This window comes from Arthrobacter sp. NPDC089319 (genome assembly GCF_040684925.1).
Taxonomy (GTDB): domain Bacteria; phylum Actinomycetota; class Actinomycetes; order Actinomycetales; family Micrococcaceae; genus Crystallibacter.
In genome coordinates this window covers 199,610-221,418 of record NZ_JBFBGZ010000009.1, presented here as the reverse complement: position 1 = coordinate 221,418, position 21,809 = coordinate 199,610, and the positions used below count along the sequence as shown (strand labels likewise).

General features: G+C 66.4%; 17 protein-coding genes. 11 read left to right on the top strand and 6 right to left on the bottom strand.

Annotated features, from left to right (window positions below; genetic code table 11):
* Positions 1–23: 23 nt before the first annotated feature.
* Positions 24–1,646: a phospholipid carrier-dependent glycosyltransferase gene (locus tag AB0N75_RS14620; protein ID WP_364651300.1), complete on the bottom strand. Its 1,623-nt coding sequence runs from the start codon at positions 1,644–1,646 to the stop codon at positions 24–26.
* 330 nt (positions 1,647–1,976) lie between these two features.
* Here AB0N75_RS14620 and rsmI point away from each other — a divergent pair, with 330 nt between their 5' ends.
* Both rsmI and AB0N75_RS14610 read left to right on the top strand, forming a co-directional pair.
* The gene (rsmI, locus tag AB0N75_RS14615) at positions 1,977–2,861 is read left to right on the top strand and encodes a 16S rRNA (cytidine(1402)-2'-O)-methyltransferase (protein ID WP_364651253.1); all 885 of its coding nucleotides are present in this window, start codon (positions 1,977–1,979) and stop codon (positions 2,859–2,861) included.
* Positions 2,862–3,077: 216 nt separating this feature from the next.
* Positions 3,078–4,559, top strand: a complete 1,482-nt coding sequence (locus AB0N75_RS14610) for an NAD-dependent succinate-semialdehyde dehydrogenase (protein WP_364651250.1) — start codon at positions 3,078–3,080, stop codon at positions 4,557–4,559.
* Here the strand turns inward: AB0N75_RS14610 and AB0N75_RS14605 are convergent.
* From AB0N75_RS14605 to AB0N75_RS14595, 3 genes are read right to left on the bottom strand one after another with little or no spacing between them, the layout of a single operon-like run.
* Positions 4,547–6,922: a DUF3488 and transglutaminase-like domain-containing protein gene (locus AB0N75_RS14605; protein WP_364651297.1), complete on the bottom strand. Its 2,376-nt coding sequence runs from the start codon at positions 6,920–6,922 to the stop codon at positions 4,547–4,549. The two genes, AB0N75_RS14610 and AB0N75_RS14605, sit on opposite strands and share 13 nt — an antisense overlap.
* A 5-nt stretch (positions 6,923–6,927) precedes the next feature.
* Positions 6,928–8,301, bottom strand: coding sequence for a DUF58 domain-containing protein (locus AB0N75_RS14600; protein WP_364651247.1), 1,374 nt, complete (start codon positions 8,299–8,301; stop codon positions 6,928–6,930).
* Positions 8,302–8,306: 5 nt separating this feature from the next.
* Complete coding sequence (locus AB0N75_RS14595; RefSeq protein ID WP_364651244.1) at positions 8,307–9,362, bottom strand: MoxR family ATPase; 1,056 nt, start codon at positions 9,360–9,362, stop codon at positions 8,307–8,309.
* A gap of 148 nt (positions 9,363–9,510) precedes the next feature.
* Here AB0N75_RS14595 and AB0N75_RS14590 point away from each other — a divergent pair, with 148 nt between their 5' ends.
* From AB0N75_RS14590 to AB0N75_RS14570, 5 genes are all read left to right on the top strand, one after another.
* The gene (locus AB0N75_RS14590; protein ID WP_364651241.1) at positions 9,511–10,464 is read left to right on the top strand and encodes a TatD family hydrolase; all 954 of its coding nucleotides are present in this window, start codon (positions 9,511–9,513) and stop codon (positions 10,462–10,464) included.
* A gap of 328 nt (positions 10,465–10,792) precedes the next feature.
* Positions 10,793–11,905, top strand: coding sequence for a ubiquitin-like domain-containing protein (locus AB0N75_RS14585; RefSeq protein WP_364651238.1), 1,113 nt, complete (start codon positions 10,793–10,795; stop codon positions 11,903–11,905).
* Positions 11,906–12,105: 200 nt separating this feature from the next.
* Positions 12,106–12,948: a 16S rRNA (adenine(1518)-N(6)/adenine(1519)-N(6))-dimethyltransferase RsmA gene (rsmA, locus tag AB0N75_RS14580; RefSeq protein WP_364651295.1), complete on the top strand. Its 843-nt coding sequence runs from the start codon at positions 12,106–12,108 to the stop codon at positions 12,946–12,948.
* 18 nt (positions 12,949–12,966) lie between these two features.
* Positions 12,967–13,902 carry a 4-(cytidine 5'-diphospho)-2-C-methyl-D-erythritol kinase gene (locus AB0N75_RS14575; protein WP_364651235.1) on the top strand — a complete coding sequence of 312 codons (936 nt, stop codon included), beginning with the start codon at positions 12,967–12,969 and terminating at the stop codon, positions 13,900–13,902.
* Positions 13,903–13,973: 71 nt separating this feature from the next.
* Positions 13,974–15,833, top strand: a complete 1,860-nt coding sequence (locus tag AB0N75_RS14570) for an ABC-F family ATP-binding cassette domain-containing protein (protein ID WP_364651232.1) — start codon at positions 13,974–13,976, stop codon at positions 15,831–15,833.
* 9 nt (positions 15,834–15,842) lie between these two features.
* Here the strand turns inward: AB0N75_RS14570 and AB0N75_RS14565 are convergent, their stop codons facing one another.
* Entirely contained in the window at positions 15,843–16,334 is a 492-nt protein-coding gene (locus tag AB0N75_RS14565) for a MarR family winged helix-turn-helix transcriptional regulator (RefSeq protein ID WP_364651229.1), read from the bottom strand.
* Between the two features lie 125 nt (positions 16,335–16,459).
* On the opposite strand from AB0N75_RS14565, the gene AB0N75_RS14560 reads away from it, so the two are divergent.
* The 3 genes from AB0N75_RS14560 to AB0N75_RS14550 all read left to right on the top strand — a co-directional run bounded on the left by AB0N75_RS14560 (position 16,460) and on the right by AB0N75_RS14550 (position 20,252).
* The gene (locus AB0N75_RS14560) at positions 16,460–17,035 is read left to right on the top strand and encodes an NAD(P)H-dependent oxidoreductase (RefSeq protein WP_364651226.1); all 576 of its coding nucleotides are present in this window, start codon (positions 16,460–16,462) and stop codon (positions 17,033–17,035) included.
* 168 nt (positions 17,036–17,203) lie between these two features.
* Complete coding sequence (gene zapE / locus AB0N75_RS14555) at positions 17,204–18,352, top strand: cell division protein ZapE (protein WP_364651223.1); 1,149 nt, start codon at positions 17,204–17,206, stop codon at positions 18,350–18,352.
* A 172-nt stretch (positions 18,353–18,524) separates the two neighbouring features.
* On the top strand, positions 18,525–20,252 hold the full coding sequence (locus tag AB0N75_RS14550; protein ID WP_364651221.1) for an ATP-binding protein: 1,728 nt from the start codon (positions 18,525–18,527) through the stop codon (positions 20,250–20,252).
* A gap of 81 nt (positions 20,253–20,333) precedes the next feature.
* Here the strand turns inward: AB0N75_RS14550 and AB0N75_RS14545 are convergent, their stop codons facing one another.
* Positions 20,334–20,510, bottom strand: coding sequence for a hypothetical protein (locus tag AB0N75_RS14545; RefSeq protein WP_364651218.1), 177 nt, complete (start codon positions 20,508–20,510; stop codon positions 20,334–20,336).
* A gap of 345 nt (positions 20,511–20,855) precedes the next feature.
* On the opposite strand from AB0N75_RS14545, the gene AB0N75_RS14540 reads away from it, so the two are divergent.
* Positions 20,856–21,740, top strand: coding sequence for a hypothetical protein (locus AB0N75_RS14540; protein ID WP_364651215.1), 885 nt, complete (start codon positions 20,856–20,858; stop codon positions 21,738–21,740).
* The last annotated feature ends 69 nt before the right edge of the window (positions 21,741–21,809 follow it).

Sequence of the window (21,809 nt, the reverse complement as noted above, 5' to 3'; positions counted from 1 at the left end):
TAAATCGTGTTGTCCTGCCTGTATCAAATCCAGCTCGGCATCCACATCCGCCAGCGCCACTGGTTGTAGTCGATCAGCTCGGCGGTCCAGACGGGCAGGAAGAACGCCGAGACCAGGAGCGCTGCCGCCACAAACAGCCCCACCACGAGCACGCCTTGGCGCCGGCGCCAAGGCGGGTCGGTCGGCCGGCCCAGCGCCAGCCCGAGCGTGTAGGTCAGGGCCAGCACCAAGAACGGTTGGAAGGAGATGGCGTAGAAGAAGAATGTGGTCCGCTCCGGGTAGAGGAACCAGGGCAGATAGCCGGCCGCGACTCCAGCCAGGACGGCGCCTGCGCGCCAGTCCCGCCGGCCGGCCCAGCAGAAGAGCAGCACCAGCAACGACGCCGCGGCGGCCCACCAGATCAGCGGATTACCGACCACCGTAACCGCTTCCGAACAGCTGTTGACCGCATGGCAAGCGCCCTGGCCGGCTTCTTCGGAATGGTAGTAGAACGACGTGGGGCGGCCCATGAACAGCCAGGTCCAGGCATTGGACTCGTACGGGTGCTCCGAATGCAAGCCATTATGGAAGGCGTAGGCGCTGCGGTGGTATTCGGCCAGCGAGCGCAGCCAGTCCGGCAACCAGCCCCAACTGTCGGAAGGGTTCGACGCCGCCCAGTTCCGGTCGTAGGCGTTGTCGGAGCGCAGCCATCCGGTCCACGATGCCAGATACGTCAACGCGGCAACGGGGATCATGGTGAAGAACGCCGGAACACCGTCACGGAGCACACCTGCCGAGAACCACTCTGTGATGCCCGCCGTCCGGCGCGCGCTGAGATCCCAGAGCACGCACATGAGGCCGAACGCGGCCACGCATGCCAGCGCGGACCACTTGGTTCCCACCGCGAGGCCCAGGCAGACGCCGGCGGCCAGCCGCCACGGCCGCCAGAGCACCCATGGGCCGTACAACAGCCGCGAAGGGTGGGGCACCCCGGACGGGCCGGTGAGCCGAGCGATTTTCGCGGCCAGCCGGCGTCGTCCGTCGCTGCGGTCCAGCAGCAGGCAGCCAAACGCAGCGACAACCCAGAACATCAGGAAGATATCCAGCAGCGATGTCCGGGAGTGGACCAGATGGTGGCCGTCGATGGCAGTCAGCAAACCCGCGATGCCGCCCAGCGCCGTCGACTTGAACAGTGCCTGGGCGATCAGGGCGATGATCAGGATCGACAGCGTGCCCGTGAGCGCGGCGCCGAACCTCCAGCCGAAGGCGTTGTCGGAGCCGAAGAGCCACATTCCGGCGGCGATCATCCACTTGCCGACGGGCGGGTGCACCACATACTCGGGGGTATCCAGCAGGACGCCCGGGCGGCCCGCGTTGAAGGAGTCGTTGGCGTTGTCTGGCCAATCGCGTTCGTAGCCGGACTGCAGGTAGGAGTAGGCGTCTTTGACGTAATAGGTTTCGTCGAACACCAGTGAACCCGGTTCGCCCAGCCGGTAGAAGCGGAGCACTCCGCCAAGGGCGGCGATGAGCAGGGGGAGCAGCCAGGCCCAGATGCCGAATTGCGCCGGGACACCCAGCAGGCGGCGCCGCAGCACCGCTTCGCTGAAGGCCCGACCCGGCGATTCCAGCCAGCGTCCGCGGCGGGCTTCCGCGGCAGGAGCGGGCATGGTGTGGGTCACGGCCCTCATGTTACCGGCCGGTAGGCTGACGGGTGCGCCGCGTCGCCGTATGGGTTGCCGGCCGCCCCAGAGCGGCCCTCGCTGCGGTGAGGCACATACCGACTCTATATAAGGTGCCGGCGAAACAGGCCATGGGCTGCCGCGGACCGAGGCCGGAAACGGCGTCGAACGGTGCCGAATGGGCGGGGGCGGCCCAGCCAGCCGAACGCCCGGGAGGCACAGCCACCCGGTTGGCCCGGGCGGCTCAGCCAGCCGATCGGGCTCGCGCCGCTGCCCTGCTGGATTCCCGGCCGCCGGGCTGCGGGTAGGGTTGGACTCGTGAATGAGCGGGAGGCTGGCGGTCCGGCATCGGGGCAGCCAGGGCAGATTGTGTTGGCAGGTACGCCGATCGGCAATGTTCGTGACGCCTCGCCGCGGCTGGTCGAACTGCTCCAGACTGCCGACGTGGTCGCGGCCGAAGACACCCGCAGGCTGCACAAGCTGCTGCAGCTATTGGGCATCACCGCCGGCGGCAAAATCATCAGCTACCACGAACACAATGAGGCAAGCCGCACCGCCGATCTGCTGGACCTGGTCCTCGCCGGCAGCACACTGGTGATGGTGACCGACGCGGGCATGCCGGCGGTCTCCGATCCCGGCTTCCGATTGGTCGAGGCCGCCGTGGCAGCGGGAGTCCTGGTGACCGCCGTGCCCGGTCCCTCGGCCGTGCTCACGGCGCTGGCATTGTCCGGCCTTCCCACCGACCGCTTCACCTTCGAAGGATTCCTGCCCCGCAAACAGGGGGAGCGCGCGGCGCGGCTGGCGGAGCTGGCCGCGGAGCGGCGGACCATGGTGTTCTTCGAGGCGCCGCACCGGCTGGCGGCCATGCTGCGCGCCCTCGACGCCGGGTTCGGTCCGGAACGACAGGCAGCCGTGTGCCGGGAACTCACCAAGCTGCATGAAGAAGTGCTGCGGGGCCCGGTCCGCGAACTGCTGGAGTGGGCCGAAGCAGGGGATGTGCGAGGCGAGATCGCCGTGGTGGTGGCCGGTGCGCCGGAGGCAGCCCCCGAACGGCCTGAAGACCACGTGCAAGACGTCAACGCCTTGGTTGCCCAGGGTGCCCGGCTTAAGGAAGCGGTGGCCGCGGTGGCAGCCGATGCGCGGATCAGCAAGCGGGAACTGTACTCGGCGGTGCTGGCCGCCCGCTCGGATACCGTCAGCTGAGCACCCGCGGCAGGGAAAACCGCCGTCGTCACATAACGCCTTGGCGCCCGTTCGATGCAGGTGCTGCGGGGCAGCCGTTGGTATTGTCGATCTGCACAGTAGGGACCGCGGAACGTAGTGCACCTTCGCATTTACACCCGTGAAGCGGAAACCTACTGTGAAGGAAACCGGGCACTGCGCCCACGGACTCAATCCTGAACACTTGGAGGCACCGCCATGGCTGAAACCGCAGCCCGCGAAGCAGAACTGCTCGCCAAAGTACCCACCGGCCTGCTGATCAACGGCGAATGGCGCGACGCCTCCGACGGCGGCACCTTCGAAGTGGCCGATCCGGCCACCGGCAAGGTGCTGGCCACCTTGGCATCCGCCACCAGCGAGGACGCGCTCGCCGCCCTCGACGCCGCCGACAAGGTGCAGGCTTCCTGGGCCCGCACCGCTCCGCGTGAACGCGCCGAGATCCTGCGCCGGGGCTTCGAGCTGGTGACCGAGCGGGCCGAAGACTTCGCCCTCCTGATGACCATGGAAATGGGCAAGCCGCTGGCCGAATCCCGCGGCGAAGTGGTTTACGGCGCCGAATTCCTCCGCTGGTTCTCCGAAGAGGCCGTCCGGGACTACGGCCGCTACCTGACCACGCCCGAGGGCAAGAACAAGATCTTGGTCACGCGTAAGCCGGTTGGCCCGTGCCTGCTGATTACGCCGTGGAACTTCCCGCTGGCCATGGCCACGCGCAAAGTCGGACCCGCCATCGCCGCCGGTTGCACGATGGTCCTCAAGCCGGCCAAGCTCACCCCGCTGACCAGCCAGCTCTTCGCCCAGACCATGATGGAAGCAGGCCTTCCGGCCGGCGTGCTGAATGTGGTCTCGTCCAAGAGCGCGTCCGGGATCTCCGGGCCGCTGATGCAGGACTCCCGTCTCCGCAAGGTTTCCTTCACGGGTTCCACCCCGGTCGGCAAGCAGTTGCTCAAGGACGCGGCGAACAACGTTCTGCGCACCTCGATGGAGCTCGGCGGAAACGCCCCGTTCATCGTGTTCGAGGATGCGGACCTGGATAAGGCCGTCGAGGGAGCCATGGCTGCCAAGATGCGCAACATGGGCGAGGCCTGCACTGCGGCCAACCGCTTCCTGGTCCAGGCTTCCGTGGCGGAGGAATTCACCATCAAGTTTGCCGACGCCATGAAAGCGCTCAAGACCGGACGCGGCACCGAGGCCGACACCACGGTGGGCCCGCTGATTGACGGCGGCGCCCGCGACGACGTGCACGCCCTGGTCACCGCAGCAGTGGAAGCCGGCGCGTCCGTTAGCACCGGCGGCGCACCCGTGGACGGAGACGGTTTCTTCTACCAGCCGACGGTGCTGGCCAACGTTCCGAACGACGCCGACATCCTGCGCAGCGAGATCTTCGGCCCGGTCGCACCGGTGACCACGTTCGAAACCGAAGAGCAGGCCATCGCCTTGGCCAACGCCAGCGAGTACGGCCTGGCCTCCTACATCTACTCGCGCGACGTGAACCGCATGTTCCGCGTCTCCGAGCAGATCGAATTCGGCCTGGTGGGCTACAACGCCGGCGTGATCTCCAATGCCGCCGCACCGTTCGGTGGGGTGAAGCAGTCCGGCATGGGCCGTGAAGGTGGCGCAGAAGGACTGGACGAGTACACCACCGTCCAGTACATCGGCATCGCGGATCCCTACGCCAAGTAGCTCGGATCCTCCCGCCGGCCGTCCGCTCCGGACGGCCGGCGGCTGAACAACGAAGCCGGCCAGAACAGCCCGGCCAGGCGCCGCCGCCAGCCGGCCCGCTCCTGGAGTCTGCCCTTGACGGTTTCCACATCGGTCCACCGGGCGGCGTTGTCGCCGTCCGGTGCCGGTGTCTCCGGAGCCGCATACGCCGCCCGCTCGTAGCCTGCGCGCAGCCGGGACAAAGCGGCGGAGGACCGGCCGGCGACCACCCCGGCGTCGTCAAGGCGCTGTTGGAAAGCCCGCGGCGTCTCCGTCGCCGCCGCCGCCCAGCCGAGGTCCTCTGCGGTATCCACTGCTTCAACCCACGCGGCGACGGCGGCCCTGCGCCCGGTTCCGCCGGCCGCCAGCGCCGTCCGTCGCCGATTCGTGCGACGGCGGCGCAGCACCAGCGGCGCCAGCAGGAGGCCCAGCACGACGGCCGCTGCCGACGCCGACCACAGCTGGCGGGAGAGCACGTCGTCCTCGGCCGGAGTCTGCGAGCCGGATTCCGCTGACTCTGCCGCCGCGCCGGTGGCCGGCCGGGGCTCGCCGGTGGGCCTCAGGACGTCGTCCGCTGTGGTGGGGGAGCCGGGGGTGGTTTGGGCCTGAGCGTAGGCCGGCAGCACGCCGCGTGACGGGGTCGGCTCGAAGGAAACCCAGCCCACGCCGTTGAAGAAGAGCTCGGGCCAGGCGTGGGCGTCTCTGGAATCGACCTCGAATTCCTTCAGATCCCCGCCCGGGCCATCATCGAATACGGTTCCGGTGGGGCGTCCCGGTGCGTAGCCCACCGCCATCCGGCTGGGGATGCCCGCGATCCGGGCCATGATGGCCATGGTTGCGGCGTAGTGGATGCAGTAGCCGGACTTCTCCTCCAAGAAGGCCGCCACCACCTCGAAGCCGCTCTGGTCGTAGCCGCCCTCAACGGGTGCCTGTTCGGAGTATACGAAGCCGGGTGCCCGCAGATATGTCTGGATGGCCATGGCCTGCTCGTACGGGCTGTCCAATCCGTCAAGCACCGTCGCGGCCGTATCGGTGATAATGGAGGGCATGCTGTCCGGGAGCTCGGAGAAGACCGGATCGACTATCGCGTTGTTGGTTGGCTCGGCGGCTCGGAGCACGTCCCGGGTCAGCCGGGGTTTGACGCTGCGCACCTCGTAGTCCTGGTTGGCGGTGGTGGTTCCTGATTCTCCGCGGATGTTCAGCGTGCTCGGATCCCAGCTCCACTGGCCGCGGGCGCCGGAGACCTGTGCCGGGGCGTAAGGTGCCAGCAGCCACGGGCTGGTGAAGGATGCCGTGCTGATCCGCGTGGTGGTCACCTCGCCGGCTGCCAGCAGGTTCTGCACGCCGGGCACGTCCAGTTCGTCGATTCCCGTCCGTTTATTCCCCCCGAACGCGCTGGGGCTCCAGCGCGCGCCGGTCAAGTTTTCCAGCGTGACCGAGCGCAGGTACAGCGGCTCTTCCGCATCGGTGGCATAGGTCATCCGTCCAAAGGCGCCCGGGCGCCGGAGATTATCGCCCAGGTTCACCACCGGATTCAGCCCGGTCGGCGAACCCCAATTGAGCCGCGAACCCTCCGGGAACAAACCGGACGAGAAGCCCGGGATGGCCAGCGGGAGCACCAGCGCGGCCGCCAGCCCGGCTGCTGCGATGCCCGAGGCGCGGCGGAACTGTTCGGCGGACGCCAAGCGTCCCCTGCCGCCGCCGTCGGAGGCCAGCCAGTGGGCGCATCCCAGCGACAGCAGATAACCGGCGGCGGCCGCCAGGAAGCCGGCCGTGCCGATGCTGTTCGGTTTGATCATGGCCGGGACAGAGGCCAAACCGAGCAGGCCCAGGCCGCTGATGGCAGGCATCTGCAGCGGAACGGCCAGGGTGTCCACCAGGAGGGCGATCAGCCCGACTCCCACACAGGCCGCCAGCGCAATGCCGTTGTTCACCAGCACCGGTGCCACCTGCGAAACCACGGTGTCCCGGGCTTCCTCCAACATGGGATCCAGGGCTGCGAAGGTGCCGGGTCCGGGGACGATGCCCAGGAAACTGGTCGGAGCCAGGAACATTGCATTCACCGACGCCACCAGGGCGGCGAGGCCCAGCAGCGCCCCCGTCAGCGGTGGCCAGTCCAACCGGCGGGCCAAGCCGGTGGCGGCCTCGATGGAACACACGGTCACGGCGACTTGGAACAGCCAGCTCCAGCCCTCGAGGACACCGTGCAGGTTGGCGGCGGTGAGCAGGACTGCAACAGCGACGGCGGTGCTCATCAACCACGGCGCGAAGCCGGGGGAGGGGGGCCGGCCGCCGCTGCGACCGGATGCTCCGGGGGTACGGCGTTCGGTGGGCCGTTCCAGCATGACGGTCACTGCGCCGCTCCTGTTCCCACCGGTTCGATCCGGTCGCCCAGATCGAAGTGCGCCCAAGCGGCCGACACCGAGGCTTTGGGGCTGACCGCAACGGTGCGCCAGCCACCGGCGCGCAGCAGGTCCATCGACGCCCGCGCGAGCTGTGGCCGGTCGGTAACGATCAAAGCGAAGGCATGCGAGCCGAATTCGGCGGCGGGGGCCAGCAGGCGCGCTTCGTCGCTGCCGATCTCGCCCAGCACCGCGACAAGCGGCCCCTTGTATTTGTGCGCCGCCAGTTTGTCCATCAGCCGGTCCCCGAAGGCGGGTGCGGCCGGATGCCGCTCGGACTTGCGGTGGTCGTCGGCCAGGCCCAGCGCGGCCAGTCCTTCGGCCAGGTCCTGGTAGCCTGCGGGCCCGTCGAATTCCTCCTGGCCGGGCGACGGCGCCGACGGGGACTCGAGGACCGCCGCCGCGGCGTGGATGTCCAGGAGCCGGACCGTGTAGTTGCGCTGGAGGAAGTCGTTGGCGGCCGAAGCCACGGCCGTGACGGCCCACTCAAAGGCCGGCGAGGTGTGCAGCAGGTCGCCGTGATGGCTGCCCCCGTCGCCGAAGGACGGCATCAGTCCGGTGCCGAAGGCAGAAGCGCGCCGGTCCAGCACGATCGTGGCCTGCGGTGTGGTCACCGATTCTTCCTGGCGGACCATGAGCTCGCCGTGCCGGGCCGTCGCCGCCCAGTGGACTCGGCGCATCGGATCGCCGTAGCGGTACTCGCGGGTCATCACGTCGTCGTCGCTGGGATTGGCTTGCCGCCGGGTGCTTGCCGTGCCGTCGGAACCGCGTGCCCCGGTCAGCGAGGTGGCCGGCAGCTGCACCGGGGCCGGCGTCACCACCAGGGGGCTGGTGTCGCCCAGATGATGCCGGTGATTGGCCAGCCCAAACGGGTCGGTGAAATCAGCCGTGACGGGGCCGATGGCGAACAACCCGCGCTGGTTGGAGCGGAGCTTGTATTCGTAAATGCTCGCTCCGGAGCGGGACGGGTGCCGCGCCGGGAACCGGAACGACGGAGCCTTGCCGAAGCGAGGCGGCAGTTGCTCCTCCATATACACGAGTCCGGACAGGCCTCCGCTGCGCCGCACCGTCAACTCGACCTGGGCCACCACGCCGGTTTCGACGGCGGCCGGCCGGAACTTCCGCTCCACGATGAACTGCGGTTTGAGCAGCACCATTGCCGCCGCGGCCAGCAGCGGCAGCCCAACCAGGAACACACCCAGCGTGAGCAGGTCGCGGCGGCCCAGCACCTGCGCCAGCAGCAGCGCCAGTATTCCCGCCGCCAGAATTCCCCAGCCGCGCAGCGTGATGTACCGGGTGGGCAGCCAGCCGAACGCGTCCATGTGCGTCAGGGGGATATGCGGCGGGACTCGCCGCCGACCGGGACTTTGGCCACCACCGAAGCCACCACGCTGGAAGCGTCTTCGCCGGCCGTCACTGCTTTCCGGTCGAGGATCAACCGGTGGGCGAGCACGGCTTCGGCAACGCTGGCCACGTCATCGGGAAGGACGAAGTCGCGGCCGTTCAGCGCCGCCGTCGCCTTGGCCGCCCGCAGCAGCTGGAGCATGGCTCGCGGGCTTGCCCCCAGCCGCAAATGCGGATGCTCTCGAGTGGCCCGGCCGATGTTCACGGTGTATTCCTTCACAGCGGGCGAGACATACACATCGCGGACCGTGGCGACCATGCTGCGCACTTCGCCCACGGTGACGACGGGACGGACCGCCACCAGCGGCGAGACGGACTGATGGGTCTCCAACATGTCCATTTCCGCACGCAGGTCCGGGTAGCCCATGGAAATCCGGGCCATAAAACGGTCGCGTTGCGCTTCCGGCAGCGGGTAGGTGCCTTCCATCTCGATCGGGTTCTGCGTGGCGATCACCATGAACGGGGTATCCAGCGGGTAGGAGGTACCGTCCACCGTGACTTGGTGTTCCTCCATGCATTCGAGCAGCGCCGATTGGGTTTTGGCCGAGGCGCGGTTGATCTCGTCGCCGATGACGATGTTGGCGAACACCGGTCCCGGCCGGAATTCGAACCGGTGCTTGTCCTGGTTATAGATGGAGACGCCGGTGACGTCGGAGGGCAGCAGGTCAGGAGTGAACTGGATCCGGTGCACGCTGCAGTCGACGGTTTTGGCCAAAGTCTTCGCCAGCATGGTTTTGCCGACGCCGGGCACGTCCTCCAAGAGCAGATGCCCCTGTGCCAGCAGCACTGTGAGTGCCAGCCGGGCCGCCTCCGACTTGCCGTCGATGACGGTCTCGATAGCGGCCCTGATCCGTCCGCAGGCGTCGTGGAACTCGGGCAGTGCGAGTCCCTCGCCCTGTCCCAGCTCAGCGCCGGGTCCCAGCTCGGTGCTGTTGGAGCGGATAGTCCCGGCCTCTGCCATGTCCTGCTGCGTATCCATGAAAGTACCTTCCGGTATGCCTTCCCCGAGGGCCGGTTGTCTCAACCCTACTGGTTGCCTGTGTGATGCGGTAGACACATGAAACGTTTGTTTGAGACGCCCGATGGGGGCCGCGGGAGCGCGGGCGCTGCTTCAGTAGGCTGGAACCATGGCCACATTTCCAGCCGCCGTTGCCGGCGAAACGCCCCCCGCTTACCTAGCTGACAGCACAGCGGCCCAGACCTCCGCGGTCCGCAACCCCACTGAGGGCGATGGCCGGCGTCGTAATCTGACTTATCCGCCGGCGCCCGAGCCGCTGCCGGTGGCGGTGATGGACAACCACACCCACCTGGACTTTCGCGACGGGCTGGTGTCGGTGACGATCCGGCAGGCGATGGACGCCGCCGAGGCAGTGGGCGTTGCCGGCGCGGTCCAGGTCGGCTGCGATCTGGAGTCCTCGCGCTTCACGCTCCAAGCAGTACAGGCCGAGCCCCGGTTGCTGGGTGCGGTGGCCATCCATCCCAACGATGCGCCCCCGCTGGCCGAAGCCGGCACGTTGGAGCAGGCCCTGGCGGAAATCGAGGCCATTGCCGGGCATCCGCGGATTCGGGCCATCGGTGAGACCGGCCTGGACTACTACCGGACGGAAGCCGGAGGGCGGGGTGCCCAGCAGGATTCGTTCCGCCGCCACATCGACATGGCCAAGCGGCTGGGCCTGGCCCTGCAGATCCATGACCGCGACGCCCACGAGGACGTAGTCCGGGTGCTGCATGAGGAGGGTGCCCCGGAAAAGGTGGTGTTCCACTGCTTCTCCGGCGATGCCGCGCTGGCCAGGATCTGCAACGACAATGGCTGGCACATGTCCTTCGCCGGCACCGTCAGCTTCAAGAACTCCGATGGCCTGCGCGAGGCGCTGGCCATCGCCGAACCGGCCCTGGTGCTGGCCGAAACCGATGCGCCCTTCCTGACCCCGCACCCCTACCGGGGGCGTCCCAACGCCAGCTACCTGGTGCCCTACACCGTGCGGTCGATGGCGCAGGTGCTGGACAAGGATTTGGCCAGGTTATGCACCGAAGTGGCGCAAAACACGCAGCGTGTCTACGGCCCGTGGCACAACGAATGACACGGCGGTATTTTTCCTAGCCAGCCCCGGGAAGCAGGGCGGAGCTGACCGCGGGGGCCGGGGCCGGACCGGGAGGCCAAAGCTACCCGCGGGTAGCTCGGCTTGTCGCCATGTCACGTTTCGATTACGGTAGGTAGCTAATGGCCGGGGTCGGGGAAGGCATCCGGACATTGCCACACCGGTAGCGGTTGCAGTGGACGTTCCGTTCGTACGCCCAAACAGCCGCTGCAGGTGCTGCCTGCACTCGCATCGTGCCGTGGGAATCGGCTCGCTCTTCGCGTGTGCCTTCATGTCCCCGTGCCCGGAAGCTGCAACAGATTCGGGAACCGTGACAAACGCGCTGAAGAACCGCTGGGTGAAGATCGCCGGCCAGGTCGTCGTCATGACCGCACTGGTCCTTGGACTGGTTGCCTTCGTGGGCAACAACAAGTCCGTGACGCTGACGGTTGACGGGCAGGCGAGCACCGTCTCCACGTTCGGCGCCACGGTGGCCGATGTCCTTGCCGAATCCGAGGTTGAGGTGGGCGAACGCGACGACGTGACACCGGCAGTCAGCGAGGAAATCTCCGACGGCGCCAACATCGAAGTGGTCACGGCCAAGCCGGTCAACGTGAACGTGGACGGCGACAGCTCCACGGTCCACACCACGGCCGCCACCGTCCGGGAACTGCTGGACGAGCTGGAAGTCACCGACGAGTCCGCCCTGTCGGCGCCGCTGACCGCCGAACTGGCCTCGGTGGGCGGAGTAACCATCTCGACCCCGAAGAATGTCACGATCGCCGCCGACGGCAAGACCCGCAAGGAAGTCTCCACGGCGACGACCATCGGCGACCTGCTGAAGGAACACGACATCAAGGTCCGCAAGGACGACAAGCTCTCCGTTGCCGCCAAGGAGCCGGTCGAGGAGGGCACCAAGGTCAAGGTGACCCGGATCGACCGCGAACAGGTCGAGGAGACCGAGTCCATTGCGTTCGGGACGGACGAGACAACCAACTCCTCCATGTTCAACGACGAGGAAAAGGTCACCCGTGCCGGCGAGCCCGGCGAACGGGTCAAGGTCTACGAGATCGTGCTGACCGACGGCAAGGAAACCAGCCGGAAGCTGGTCCGGGAAAAGGTCACCCGAGAACCGGTCAGCCAGAAGATCACGGTTGGCACGAAGAAGCGCCCGGCCAAGGTCAACAACGCCAACGTAGGCGGCGCCTGGCAGGCGCTGGCAGAATGCGAGTCCGGCGGCAACTGGTCCATCAACACGGGCAACGGCTACTCCGGAGGCCTGCAGTTCAGCGCCAGCTCCTGGCTGGGCGCTGGCGGCGGCAAGTACGCCCCCTACGCCTACATGGCCACCCCGTCGGAGCAGATCGCGACCGCCGAAGTGCTGCGCGGCAACGGAGGCTGGGGCCACTGGCCCGCCTGCGCCTCCAAGCTGGGATTGCTCTAAGCATTCCCGTCAGTTACTTCGCCCACCTCGGGCCCGGGCATCGCGGCCCGGGCCCGAGGTGCGTTAAAGCGGGCGGGACGGGGCCGCCGCGGCAGCGGGCTCCGGCCCGATACGATGGCACAGTGACAGAACCACATTCCACTCCCGGCACCGGATCGCGGCAGAACAACGGGGAAGCCGCGGCCGCACCCGTCAAGCCGTTGCTCGGAGCCGCCGACATCCGCAGGCTCGCGGCCGAACTGGACGTGCGTCCGACCAAGACCCTCGGCCAAAACTTTGTGATCGACGGCAACACCATCCGCAGGATCGTGGCCACGGCCGACGTTGTTCCCGGCGAGACGGTGCTGGAGGTTGGTCCCGGCCTAGGCTCGCTCACGCTGGGGCTGCTGGATGCCGCCGGGCATGTGGTCGCCGTCGAAATCGATCCCAAGCTTGCCGCCCGTCTGGAGCAGACAGCTTCCGAATGGCGTCCCGATGCAGCCGGCCGGCTGGACGTGGTGCTGGCGGACGCCCTGCAGGTCACCGAGCTGCCGAAGGCTCCGGACGCGCTGGTCGCGAACCTGCCCTACAACGTCGCCGTGCCCGTGGTCCTGCACCTGCTGGAGCACTTCCCGTCGCTGCGCCACGGCTTGGTCATGGTCCAGGACGAGGTGGCCGACCGGCTGGCCGCCAAGCCCGGTTCCAAGATCTACGGCGTCCCCAGCGTCAAGGCCGCGTGGTACGGCAGCATGCGCAAGGCGGGGGTGATCGGAATGAACGTTTTTTGGCCGGCACCCAAGATTGCCTCCGGCCTGGTCGAGTTCACCCGCGGCGAGCCGCCCGTGACCCGCGCCCCGCGCCGCGAGGTGTTCGCCGTCATTGATGCCGCCTTCGCGCAGCGCCGCAAGACGCTGCGGGCGGCCCTGGCCGGTTGGGCCGGCAGCCCCGCACGGGCGGAGGAAGCCCTGCGCCAGGCCAATGTGGATCCCAGCGCCCGTGGGGAAGTGCTGGACATTGCTGCCTTTGCCCGGATCGCGGAATTCAACCATCCGCTTCTCGGCTAGGAAGGTCATGGCACGATGATGAGCAGAACACGTCCGGTCCGCGTGATGGCGCCGGGAAAGATCAACGTCTCCTTCCGCGTGGGCGGCCCCCGGCCGGATGGCTATCACTCGGTGGCGAGCGTTTATTTGGCCCTCTCGCTGTACGAGGAAGTCACCGCAACGGCCCGCGACGACGAGGCCATCACGGTGAGTGTGCGCAATGGGGACGGCCTGGACTTCGACCTGGAGGGCATTCCGCTGGATGCCTCCAACCTGGCGGTGCAGGCCGCGGAACTGATCCGCGAAACCTCCGGCCACCCGCAGGGTGTGCACTTGGACATCATCAAGCGGGTCCCCATTGCGGGCGGGATGGGCGGCGGTTCGGCCGACGCCGCTGCCGCCCTGGTGGCCTGCAGCGCGCTCTGGAACACCGGCTACTCGCGCGACGAACTGATCGGGCTGGCCGGCGGACTCGGCGCCGACGTGCCGTTCGCGCTGCACGGCGGAGTCGCCGTCGGGCTCGGGGTCGGGGACCGGCTGACGCCGGCGCTGGCGCGCAGCGAAATGCACTGGGTGCTGGTCCCGGCCTCGTTCGGCCTGTCGACGCCCAAGGTCTATGCCGTGGCCGACGACCTGCGCGCCCGCCGCGGCCAGGTGCCGGACGAGCCGGAGCAGGTGGAGCCGGCGGTCCTGCAGGCTATGCAGTCCGGCGACGTCCACCAATTGGCGGGTTGTTTGCACAATGACCTGCAGGAGGCGGCCATCGAACTGGCGCCCGAGCTTGCCGATATCCTTGAACTGGGCCGTGCCGAAGGCGCACTGGCCGGCCTGGTTTCCGGGTCCGGCCCCACCGTGGCCTTCCTGACCGCAGGACGGCAGGAAGCCGCAGAACTGGGGCAGCGGCTCTCCGATGTCGCCGGCGTGGTTGCCCTGCCGGTCCGCGGACCGGTCCACGGCGCCCGGATCATGGCCTGACGGCAGGTTCCTCCACGGGCCAGCCAACGGCCCGCCCCCGCACTAGCTCAAAGCAACAGAAAGCAGCACCCTTGGTCCACTTGCTCGGCGCAGAAAACGTCAGCGTCTCCTTTGCCACCCGCACCATCCTGGATTCGGTGTCCCTCGGCCTGAACGAGGGCGACCGGATCGGCATGGTGGGGCGCAACGGCGACGGCAAGTCCACCCTGATGCGGCTGCTGTCGCAGCGCAGCACGCCCGACGACGGCCGGGTCACCAAGCGCGGCGACGTCAACGTGGGTTACCTGGACCAGCAGGACGTGCTCGACGGCGACCTGCCGGTCGGCGTGGCGATCGTGGGCGAGGCAGCCGAGCACGAGTGGGCGTCCAACCCGCGGATCCGCGAAATCATGGAAGGTCTGGTGGGCGACGTCGACTGGCATGCCGCGGTGTCCTCGCTGTCCGGCGGGCAGCGCCGCCGGGTTGCCCTCGCCAAGCTGCTGATCGAGCCGCATGACGTGATCATGCTCGACGAGCCGACCAACCACCTCGACGTCGAGGGCGTGGCCTGGCTGGCCCGGCACCTCAAGACCAGGTGGCGCCCGAATGAGGGTGCCTTCCTGGTGGTCACCCACGACCGCTGGTTCCTGGACGAAGTGTGTACACGGACTTGGGAAGTCCATGACGGTGTAGTGGATCCGTTCGACGGCGGTTATGCCGCCTATGTCCTGGCTCGCGCCGAACGCAACCGCACTGCCGCCGTCGTCGAAGGGAAAAGGCAGCAGCTGGTCAAGAAGGAGCTGGCCTGGCTGCGGCGCGGGGCCCCGGCCCGGACCGCGAAGCCGAAGTTCAGGATCGAAGCCGCCAATGAACTGATTGCCGATGTGCCCGAGCCCCGGGACGCGGTGGCGCTGAACAAGATGGCCACCGCTCGGCTCGGTAAAGACGTGCTGGACCTGGAACACGTCTCCTACACCCCGCCGCCCCGGCCCGGTGATCGATCAAGCGAGGAACAAGCGCGCGGAGATCTCGACGGCGGAGCCGGCCCGCTCTTCGACAACATCACCTTGCGGCTGGCGCCGGGTGAACGGCTCGGCCTGGTGGGAGTCAACGGCGCGGGCAAGACCACGTTGCTTCGGCTGCTGAACGGCGAGATCCAGCCCACGGTCGGCAAGGTCAAGCGGGGCAAGACGGTGCAGACCGCCATGCTGACCCAGGAGGTCCGCGAACTCGACGACGTCATGGATCTGCGTGTGGTGGAAGTGATCCAGCGCGAACGTCAGGTCTTCAACATTGGCGGACGCGAGGTGTCAGCCAGCCAACTGGTGGAACAGCTCGGCTTTTCCAAAGAAAAACAGTGGACGCCGGTGCGCGACCTCTCTGGAGGTGAGCGGCGGCGGCTGCAGTTGCTGCGGCTCTTGGTCGGCGAGCCCAACGTGCTGATGCTGGACGAGCCCACCAACGACTTGGATACGGACACGCTGGCCGCGGTGGAGGACGTGTTGGACGGATGGCCGGGCACGCTGGTGGTGGTCTCGCATGACCGCTACCTGCTGGAGCGGGTGACCGACCACCAAATGGCGCTGCTGGGCGACGGCAAGCTCCGCGGCCTGCCCGGGGGAGTGGACCAGTACCTCGAGCTGCGCGAGGCATCGCTCGCCGGCAAGTCCTCGCCGGCTCCGGCAAGCGGCGCGGCTGAGACGGCTCCCGGCACCGTCCATAGCGAAGCCGACAAGCGCCAGGCCAAGAAGGACCTCAATCGGATTGAACGCCAGCTGGGCAAGCTGGCCCAGCAGGAGGACAAACTCAAGGAGCAGATGCACACCGCCGGCGCCAAGGCCGACGTCGATTTTTCCGGGCTGGCGGAGATGAACCGGAAGCTCCAGGAGATCGCCGAGGAGAAGGAAGGCCTGGAGCTGGAGTGGCTGGAGGTCTCCGAGATCCTCGAGTGAGCCTGACGCTCAGGACGACTTTTTGGTGTTCCCCCAAAGGCCGGCGTCGCGGATGGACTGCTGCATCTTGGTGGTGGCGGACAACAACGCCTCGCGTTCGGCATCGGACAGCGGATCAAAGACGTTCTCCCGCACAAAGGTCACGTGGCCCGGTGCAGCCTGCCGGATGGCGTTCCAGCCGGCCGAAGTCATCGAGATGTTGAAACCGCGCGCGTCGGTGGCGCAGGTGACCCGCTCCACCAGCCCGCGGGCCTCCATCCGCTTGAGCAGATGGGAGAGCCGGCTGCGTTCCCAGTCCAACTGCTGCGCAATGTCCCGGGCGCGCATGACGCCGTCGTCAGCCTCCGAGAGGGAAGCCAGCACCGAATACTCCACACCGGAAAGGTCGGAGTCCCGCAGGAGCTGGCGGTCCATCGCCGACTCAAATCCCCACAGCAGTTCGCGGAAGGCGCGCCAGACCTCCTGCTCATGATCGTTCAGCCAACGGGTGTCGGAGTTCACGGTGCGCCTTTCTCTTCTTTGGTTGACAGATCAAGTTTCCCTGTTGCATGATTGACGTGTCAACAAAACGATGACGTGTCAACAGTTGGGACGCGTCGGGACCAGACCTCGAAGGGGTTCATTACATGACCAAGATCGCTATCGTCACCGGCAGCACCCGTCCGGGTCGAGTCAACAAGCAGGTTGCCGACTGGGTTCTCGCCCAGGCCGCCGCTCGCACCGACGCCGAGTTCGAGGTTGTCGACATCGCCGACTTCAACCTGCCCCTGCTGGACGAAGCTTACCCGGCTGCCTACCAGAACTACCAGAACGACCACACCAAGACCTGGTCGGCCAAGATCGCCGAGTTCGACGGCTTCATCTTCGTCACCGGCGAGTACAACCACACCGTCACGCCGGCCCTGACCAACGCCCTGTCCTACCTGAACGTTGAATTCAACAACAAGGCCGCCGGCATCGTTTCCTACGGTTCCATGGGTGGCGCCCGCGCCGCCGAGCACCTGCGCAACATCCTGTCCGAGCTGCAGATTGCCCACGTGCGCAACCAGGTCATGTTCTCGCTGTTCACCGATTTCGAGAACTTCGCCGATTTCAAGCCGACCGAGCAGAACGCCGGCTCCCTGGCCCCGATGATCGACCAGCTCGTCCCGTGGACCAAGGCCATGGAGTCTGTCCGCGCCGCCGCTGTAGCTGCCAACTAACCTGCGTACATCGCGGCCGCTGGCCGCTTGACGTATCGCACAGCAGGGCGCTCTGTGCTTCCCGGAAGGGAGGCCGGGGCGCCCTGCCGCTGTTAAGCTGGTTCCCGGCCCGAGCGGACTGACTGCCAAGGTCAACACGTTGTCGGAATCGGGAGAAGGAGGGCCTGCGTGGACGCAGGAAACACTGCGGCCGGCCGGCCCGGCAAGGCTCGCACCCGCCAGCGGCTGCTCGACCATTTCGAACACGCAGCCTCCACAGCCGGCTTCCGCTTGGATGGAGACCAGCAGGAGGCTGCGCGCCTGCTGGCCGACACCGGCGCCAGACTGACGGCGAGTGCCTTGCCGCTTCCGGGAAAGCGCCGCGGGCTCTATCTGTGGGGTCCGGTGGGGCGGGGCAAGAGCTGGCTGGCCCAACGATTCTTCGACGCCGTGGACCTGCCGGATAAGAAGCGCTGGCATTTCCACGACCTCTTCCGCCAGCTGCATGCCCACCGGCGCGATGCGCAGGACCCGGCCAGCCGGCCGCCGGGTGCCAGCGCCGTAGACATGGCCATCGACGTGCTGCTGCAGGACTGCACCCTGCTGGTGGTGGACGAATTCCATGTACACGATCCCGGCGACGGCCAATTGCTGGCTCGCCTGCTGCGCGAGGTCCACCGCCGCGGCATCACGCTGGTGGCCACGTCCAACTATCCGCCCGAGCAGCTAATGCCCAGCGAAGACTTCCACGCCCTGTTCGAGCCGACCATTGCGCTGATCCGCCGAACCATGCACATCGCCTCCATCGCCGGCCCCATGGACTACCGCATGCTGAGGCTCGGGCAGTCCCGCGGGCAGGATGACGACGGCGGTGACCGCCTTGGGCGGTTCAGCGACGGCGCCATGGTGCTCGCCCCAGGTGGACCCAACGACCCTCGGGTCGCCGACGCGGGTCTTGAGTGGCCGTCCGAGGCCGAAGCTCAGGAACTGCGCCCGGGGAGCCAACCGATTCCCGTTCTCCGGTGCACCGCGGATGAAGTGTGGTTCGACTTCCAAGACCTGTGCGAAGGTCCTACCGCCGCCTCCGACTATTTGGCGCTGCTGCCGCACTCCGCGGCCTGGGTCATTTCCGGAGTGCCGCGCCGCGACCACATCAGCATGAACGGCTGGCAACGCTTGAGCAATATCGTGGACATCCTCTACGACGCCGATGTGCCGCTGACGCTCATCAGCGCTGAGCCGCTGGACCTGGGACCGTCAGCCAGCCGGTCCGCGGTGGACGTCTCCCGCATTGCCAGCCGGCTGCGCACCCTCGGCAGCGTGGACGTCGCCGGCTGACTCGGCGGTGCCCCCGGCGGGCGTTCGCCGTCCGGTGTCCGGTGTCCTCGCGGTGGCTCCCGAACTCCTGCCGTAATCTGCCATTTCCCGTCGAGGGGCACTGCTAGTCTTCATTCATAATGTCAGGGGGCCGGGACAACGCCGGGCCGCATTCAAAGCAGGAGGAATTGCCGTGCGGACCGTTGCAGGTGAGCTCGGGACTGAAGTTCGCCCAACGGTACTGGTCGGCGCATCCGATGCCGCAAACCGTGACTTCCTGCGCACAGCCCTCGAAGCTGCCGGAATGACCGTGACGGATTATGCCACCGCGGCCCAGGTCTTGGATGAGCTGCAGCGAAATCCACCGGACATCCTCCTGGTGGACGCCGGCGACATGTCACTGGCAGGGATGGAAGCCGTGCGCAGGCTTTCCGACCGCCAGGCCGGGGCCCAATGGCGAGTGATGCTGATGGCCACCGAAGACGAACTGCCGCTGGTCGAACGCGGTTATGAAATGGGCGTCTCGGACTACCTGATCAAGCCGCTATCGGCATCCAACGTGGTTAACCGCGTACGTGTGACCCTCGCCAGATCGGAACACCGGCGCCGTGAGCGCAACGGTGTGGCTGTCCTCCGCGACCAAATCCGCCGCGTCTCCGAGGGTATCCGCAGCACCAACGACCCGCAAGAGATGATCACGCTCGCGCTGCGCGGGATCGGCGCGGCCTTCGAAACCGATCAGGTGTGGATCCGCACCTTGGATGACGAAAGAGTGCCGCACACCGCCGCCGAGTGGGCCAGCGACGCCGCCCACGACACCATGGACATGCCGCACCGTACCGAGGATGAGGTGCTGCAGTTGGCCTCCGCTCTCTGGACCAAGGGCAGCGTCCTCACGTCGGCCGACAATGGCAGGATCGACTTGACCGAGCACCCCGGTGTAATGGAGTGGTTTGCCACCGCGCGGGGGAAGGCGTCGATGCTGGCGCCCCTGGGACAGGGATCGAAAGCATTCGGACTGATTTGCCTCATCCGCCACGGGCAGCCACGGGCGTGGTCCCCGGCCGAAGTATCGCTGCTCCAACATGTGGTCGGAAACCTGGCCCACGGGCTCATCCAGGGTCACCTCATCACGGCGCAGCAAGAAGTCGTGGAAAAGCTCCGTGAACTGGACCAGGCAAAGTCCAACTTCGTGGCAACCGTCAACCACGAGCTCCGGACGCCGCTGACGTCAATCACCGGCTACTTGGAGCTGGTGCTGGACGGGGATGCCGGTGAAATCCCGGAGTCTGTGGCCCGGATGCTCAAGGTCGTCGGTCGGAATGCCACCCGCCTGCGTGAGCTGATTGAAGACATGCTGACCCTGTCCCGGATGGATTTCCAGAGCAGCGGATTAAAGACAGAACCGGTGGACCTGCCGCAGCTGCTGCGCATGGTGGCCACCGCCTTGGAACCGGCGGCCCAGGCCAAAAACGTCCAACTGGTGAGCGAGGGGCTGGACACCCGGCTGGCTGCGGACGGCGATGCCAAAATGCTTGAGCAGGTCTTTGCCAACATCATGTCCAACGCCGTCAAGTTCACTCCTCAGGACGGGGCAGTGCGTGTCACCGTTGGCTCGGGCACTCATAACGACGACGGTGTTCCCTGCGCCATCGTTACGGTCGCCGACAGCGGGATCGGCATCCCGGACGATGATTTGCCGCAACTGTTTTCCCGTTTCTACCGCGCGTCCAACGCACACGCCATTCAAGGCACCGGCCTGGGCCTGGCAATCGTCAAGGGAATGGTGGACCAGCACCGCGGCAGCGTTTCCGTCGAATCAACCGTCGGGGTTGGCACCACATTCACCATCACCCTGCCGCTCTCAGGCGATGGTCAGCACCACGCGGCCGAATCCACCGGCGCCGTCACCGTTTCTTAAAGCACAAAGGCCGTGGCACGCATCTGAAGATGCATGCCACGGCCTTGGCCGTTGAGCGGAACGTGCTCCGCCCTCAACAACTTAGTGCGGCCAGTTGCCTGCATTGATGCTGAAGCCACCATCGATGGTCTTGCTTTGCACAACAACGTTGGACAAATTAGAGGAATCTGCAGCTGCGGCGGGCGCAGCTACGCCGACCACTGCAAGGACGGCTGCGACCAGAATGGTTGCGGAAAACTTCTTCATAGGACCCCTCATTCACTTATTATGCACGGATCTGCAAATCCATGCAGGATGTGCCGACAATGCAAGTGTACAGAGCAGGCAGTCCGTGGGCTAGAGGTGAAACGACACATTTCGTCGCTCCCAAATACGGGCCACATAGCGAATATGATCGACTCGAGAGTCGTCTGATCTGCGTGGATGGCAAAAAATCGGGAGGGACCGCACATGGTGATAGCTGCTGGTGCTGGCGACGGCGTATTGCTTGAGCTGAGGGCACGGGATGCGTTTGCGAAGCGAGACTATGTGGAGGCTAGGAATATCGCCAGAGCACGCGCAGAGCAGGCTGCTTGTGATGGCGACCGAGGGACATGGTGGCATATGACTTTCTTGGAGGCTGAATGCTTCCGAGATTTGGGCCGCTACTACGACTGCATTGGCACGGCCGAGACGCTGGAAGCGGACGGGCTGACAACTGCCTCGCCTGAATTGCTCTCCCGCGTGTTGACGATAAAATCAGTCGCTGCTCAGGGAGCTGGTGAACTGGCTGACGCCCTTGAGTTTGCGACCTCGGCTGTTGCCCTTTGTGAATCCGCTGAATTGCGCAGCGAGATCTGTATCGCAGCCCTAACGGCGCTTGTTGCTGCCTTGGCAGAAAACGACCGAATGGATGAAGCGTGGCAGCAATGCCAGTCTCTCATCAAGGTGCTGGACGCCTCGAACGACGCTCAGATGGCGGGAAAGGGATACTGGGCGGTTGGGAATGTGGCCTTCCTGCGCCAGGACCCAAACGAAGGTGTGCGGTATCACCAGCTAGCGGCCGAACACCTGTCCCCGTCGAACGATCTTTCTCTCTGGGCTTGGTTCAATAGGGCCTCGGCAGCTATGAGGTTCGCTGCCGGAATTGCCGACACTGAGGCGGAAGATTGTATGGACCGTGCAGAATTGGCTGCTTCGATCATCGGTTTGACCGATGATGTCCGCCGGCTGAACCAATTGAACCGGGCTCACTGGCACTTTCAGCGGGGCGAGGTAGATGAAGCGGCGCAACTGCTGGTGCCGATCTGTGTGGAGTCGCCGTCGATGGCTCATCAAACGGCGGGCGAAGCCAACTTGCTTCTGAGCAAGACGCTTCAAGTAAAAGGCGATGCTGATGCCGCCCTCCGCCACTTAAAGGACAGCCAGGCCTATTTCATCCAGTCAGGTGCGAAGGATCGTGCGGACCAGATTGCGGACGAAATCGCAGGATTTCCTCAAGCCTCATGAATGTATTATTCGTCGTGTCATTGGGCGTGTCGTGAACAACGTTCGTTTACGCTATGAACAAATGGCGGA

Bases quoted from the DNA above. Each gene is read 5' to 3' on its own strand.
- AB0N75_RS14620 (WP_364651300.1), bottom strand. From the start codon at position 1,646: ATGCCCGCTCCTGCCGCGGAAGCCCGCCGCGGACGCTGGCTGGAATCG.
- AB0N75_RS14610 (WP_364651250.1), top strand. From the start codon at position 3,078: ATGGCTGAAACCGCAGCCCGCGAAGCAGAACTGCTCGCCAAAGTACCC.
- AB0N75_RS14605 (WP_364651297.1), bottom strand. From the start codon at position 6,922: ATGCTGGAACGGCCCACCGAACGCCGTACCCCCGGAGCATCCGGTCGC.
- AB0N75_RS14600 (WP_364651247.1), bottom strand. From the start codon at position 8,301: ATGGACGCGTTCGGCTGGCTGCCCACCCGGTACATCACGCTGCGCGGC.
- AB0N75_RS14595 (WP_364651244.1), bottom strand. From the start codon at position 9,362: ATGGATACGCAGCAGGACATGGCAGAGGCCGGGACTATCCGCTCCAAC.
- AB0N75_RS14590 (WP_364651241.1), top strand. From the start codon at position 9,511: ATGGCCACATTTCCAGCCGCCGTTGCCGGCGAAACGCCCCCCGCTTAC.
- AB0N75_RS14575 (WP_364651235.1), top strand. From the start codon at position 12,967: ATGAGCAGAACACGTCCGGTCCGCGTGATGGCGCCGGGAAAGATCAAC.
- AB0N75_RS14560 (WP_364651226.1), top strand. From the start codon at position 16,460: ATGACCAAGATCGCTATCGTCACCGGCAGCACCCGTCCGGGTCGAGTC.
- AB0N75_RS14545 (WP_364651218.1), bottom strand. From the start codon at position 20,510: ATGAGGGGTCCTATGAAGAAGTTTTCCGCAACCATTCTGGTCGCAGCC.
- AB0N75_RS14540 (WP_364651215.1), top strand. From the start codon at position 20,856: ATGACTTTCTTGGAGGCTGAATGCTTCCGAGATTTGGGCCGCTACTAC.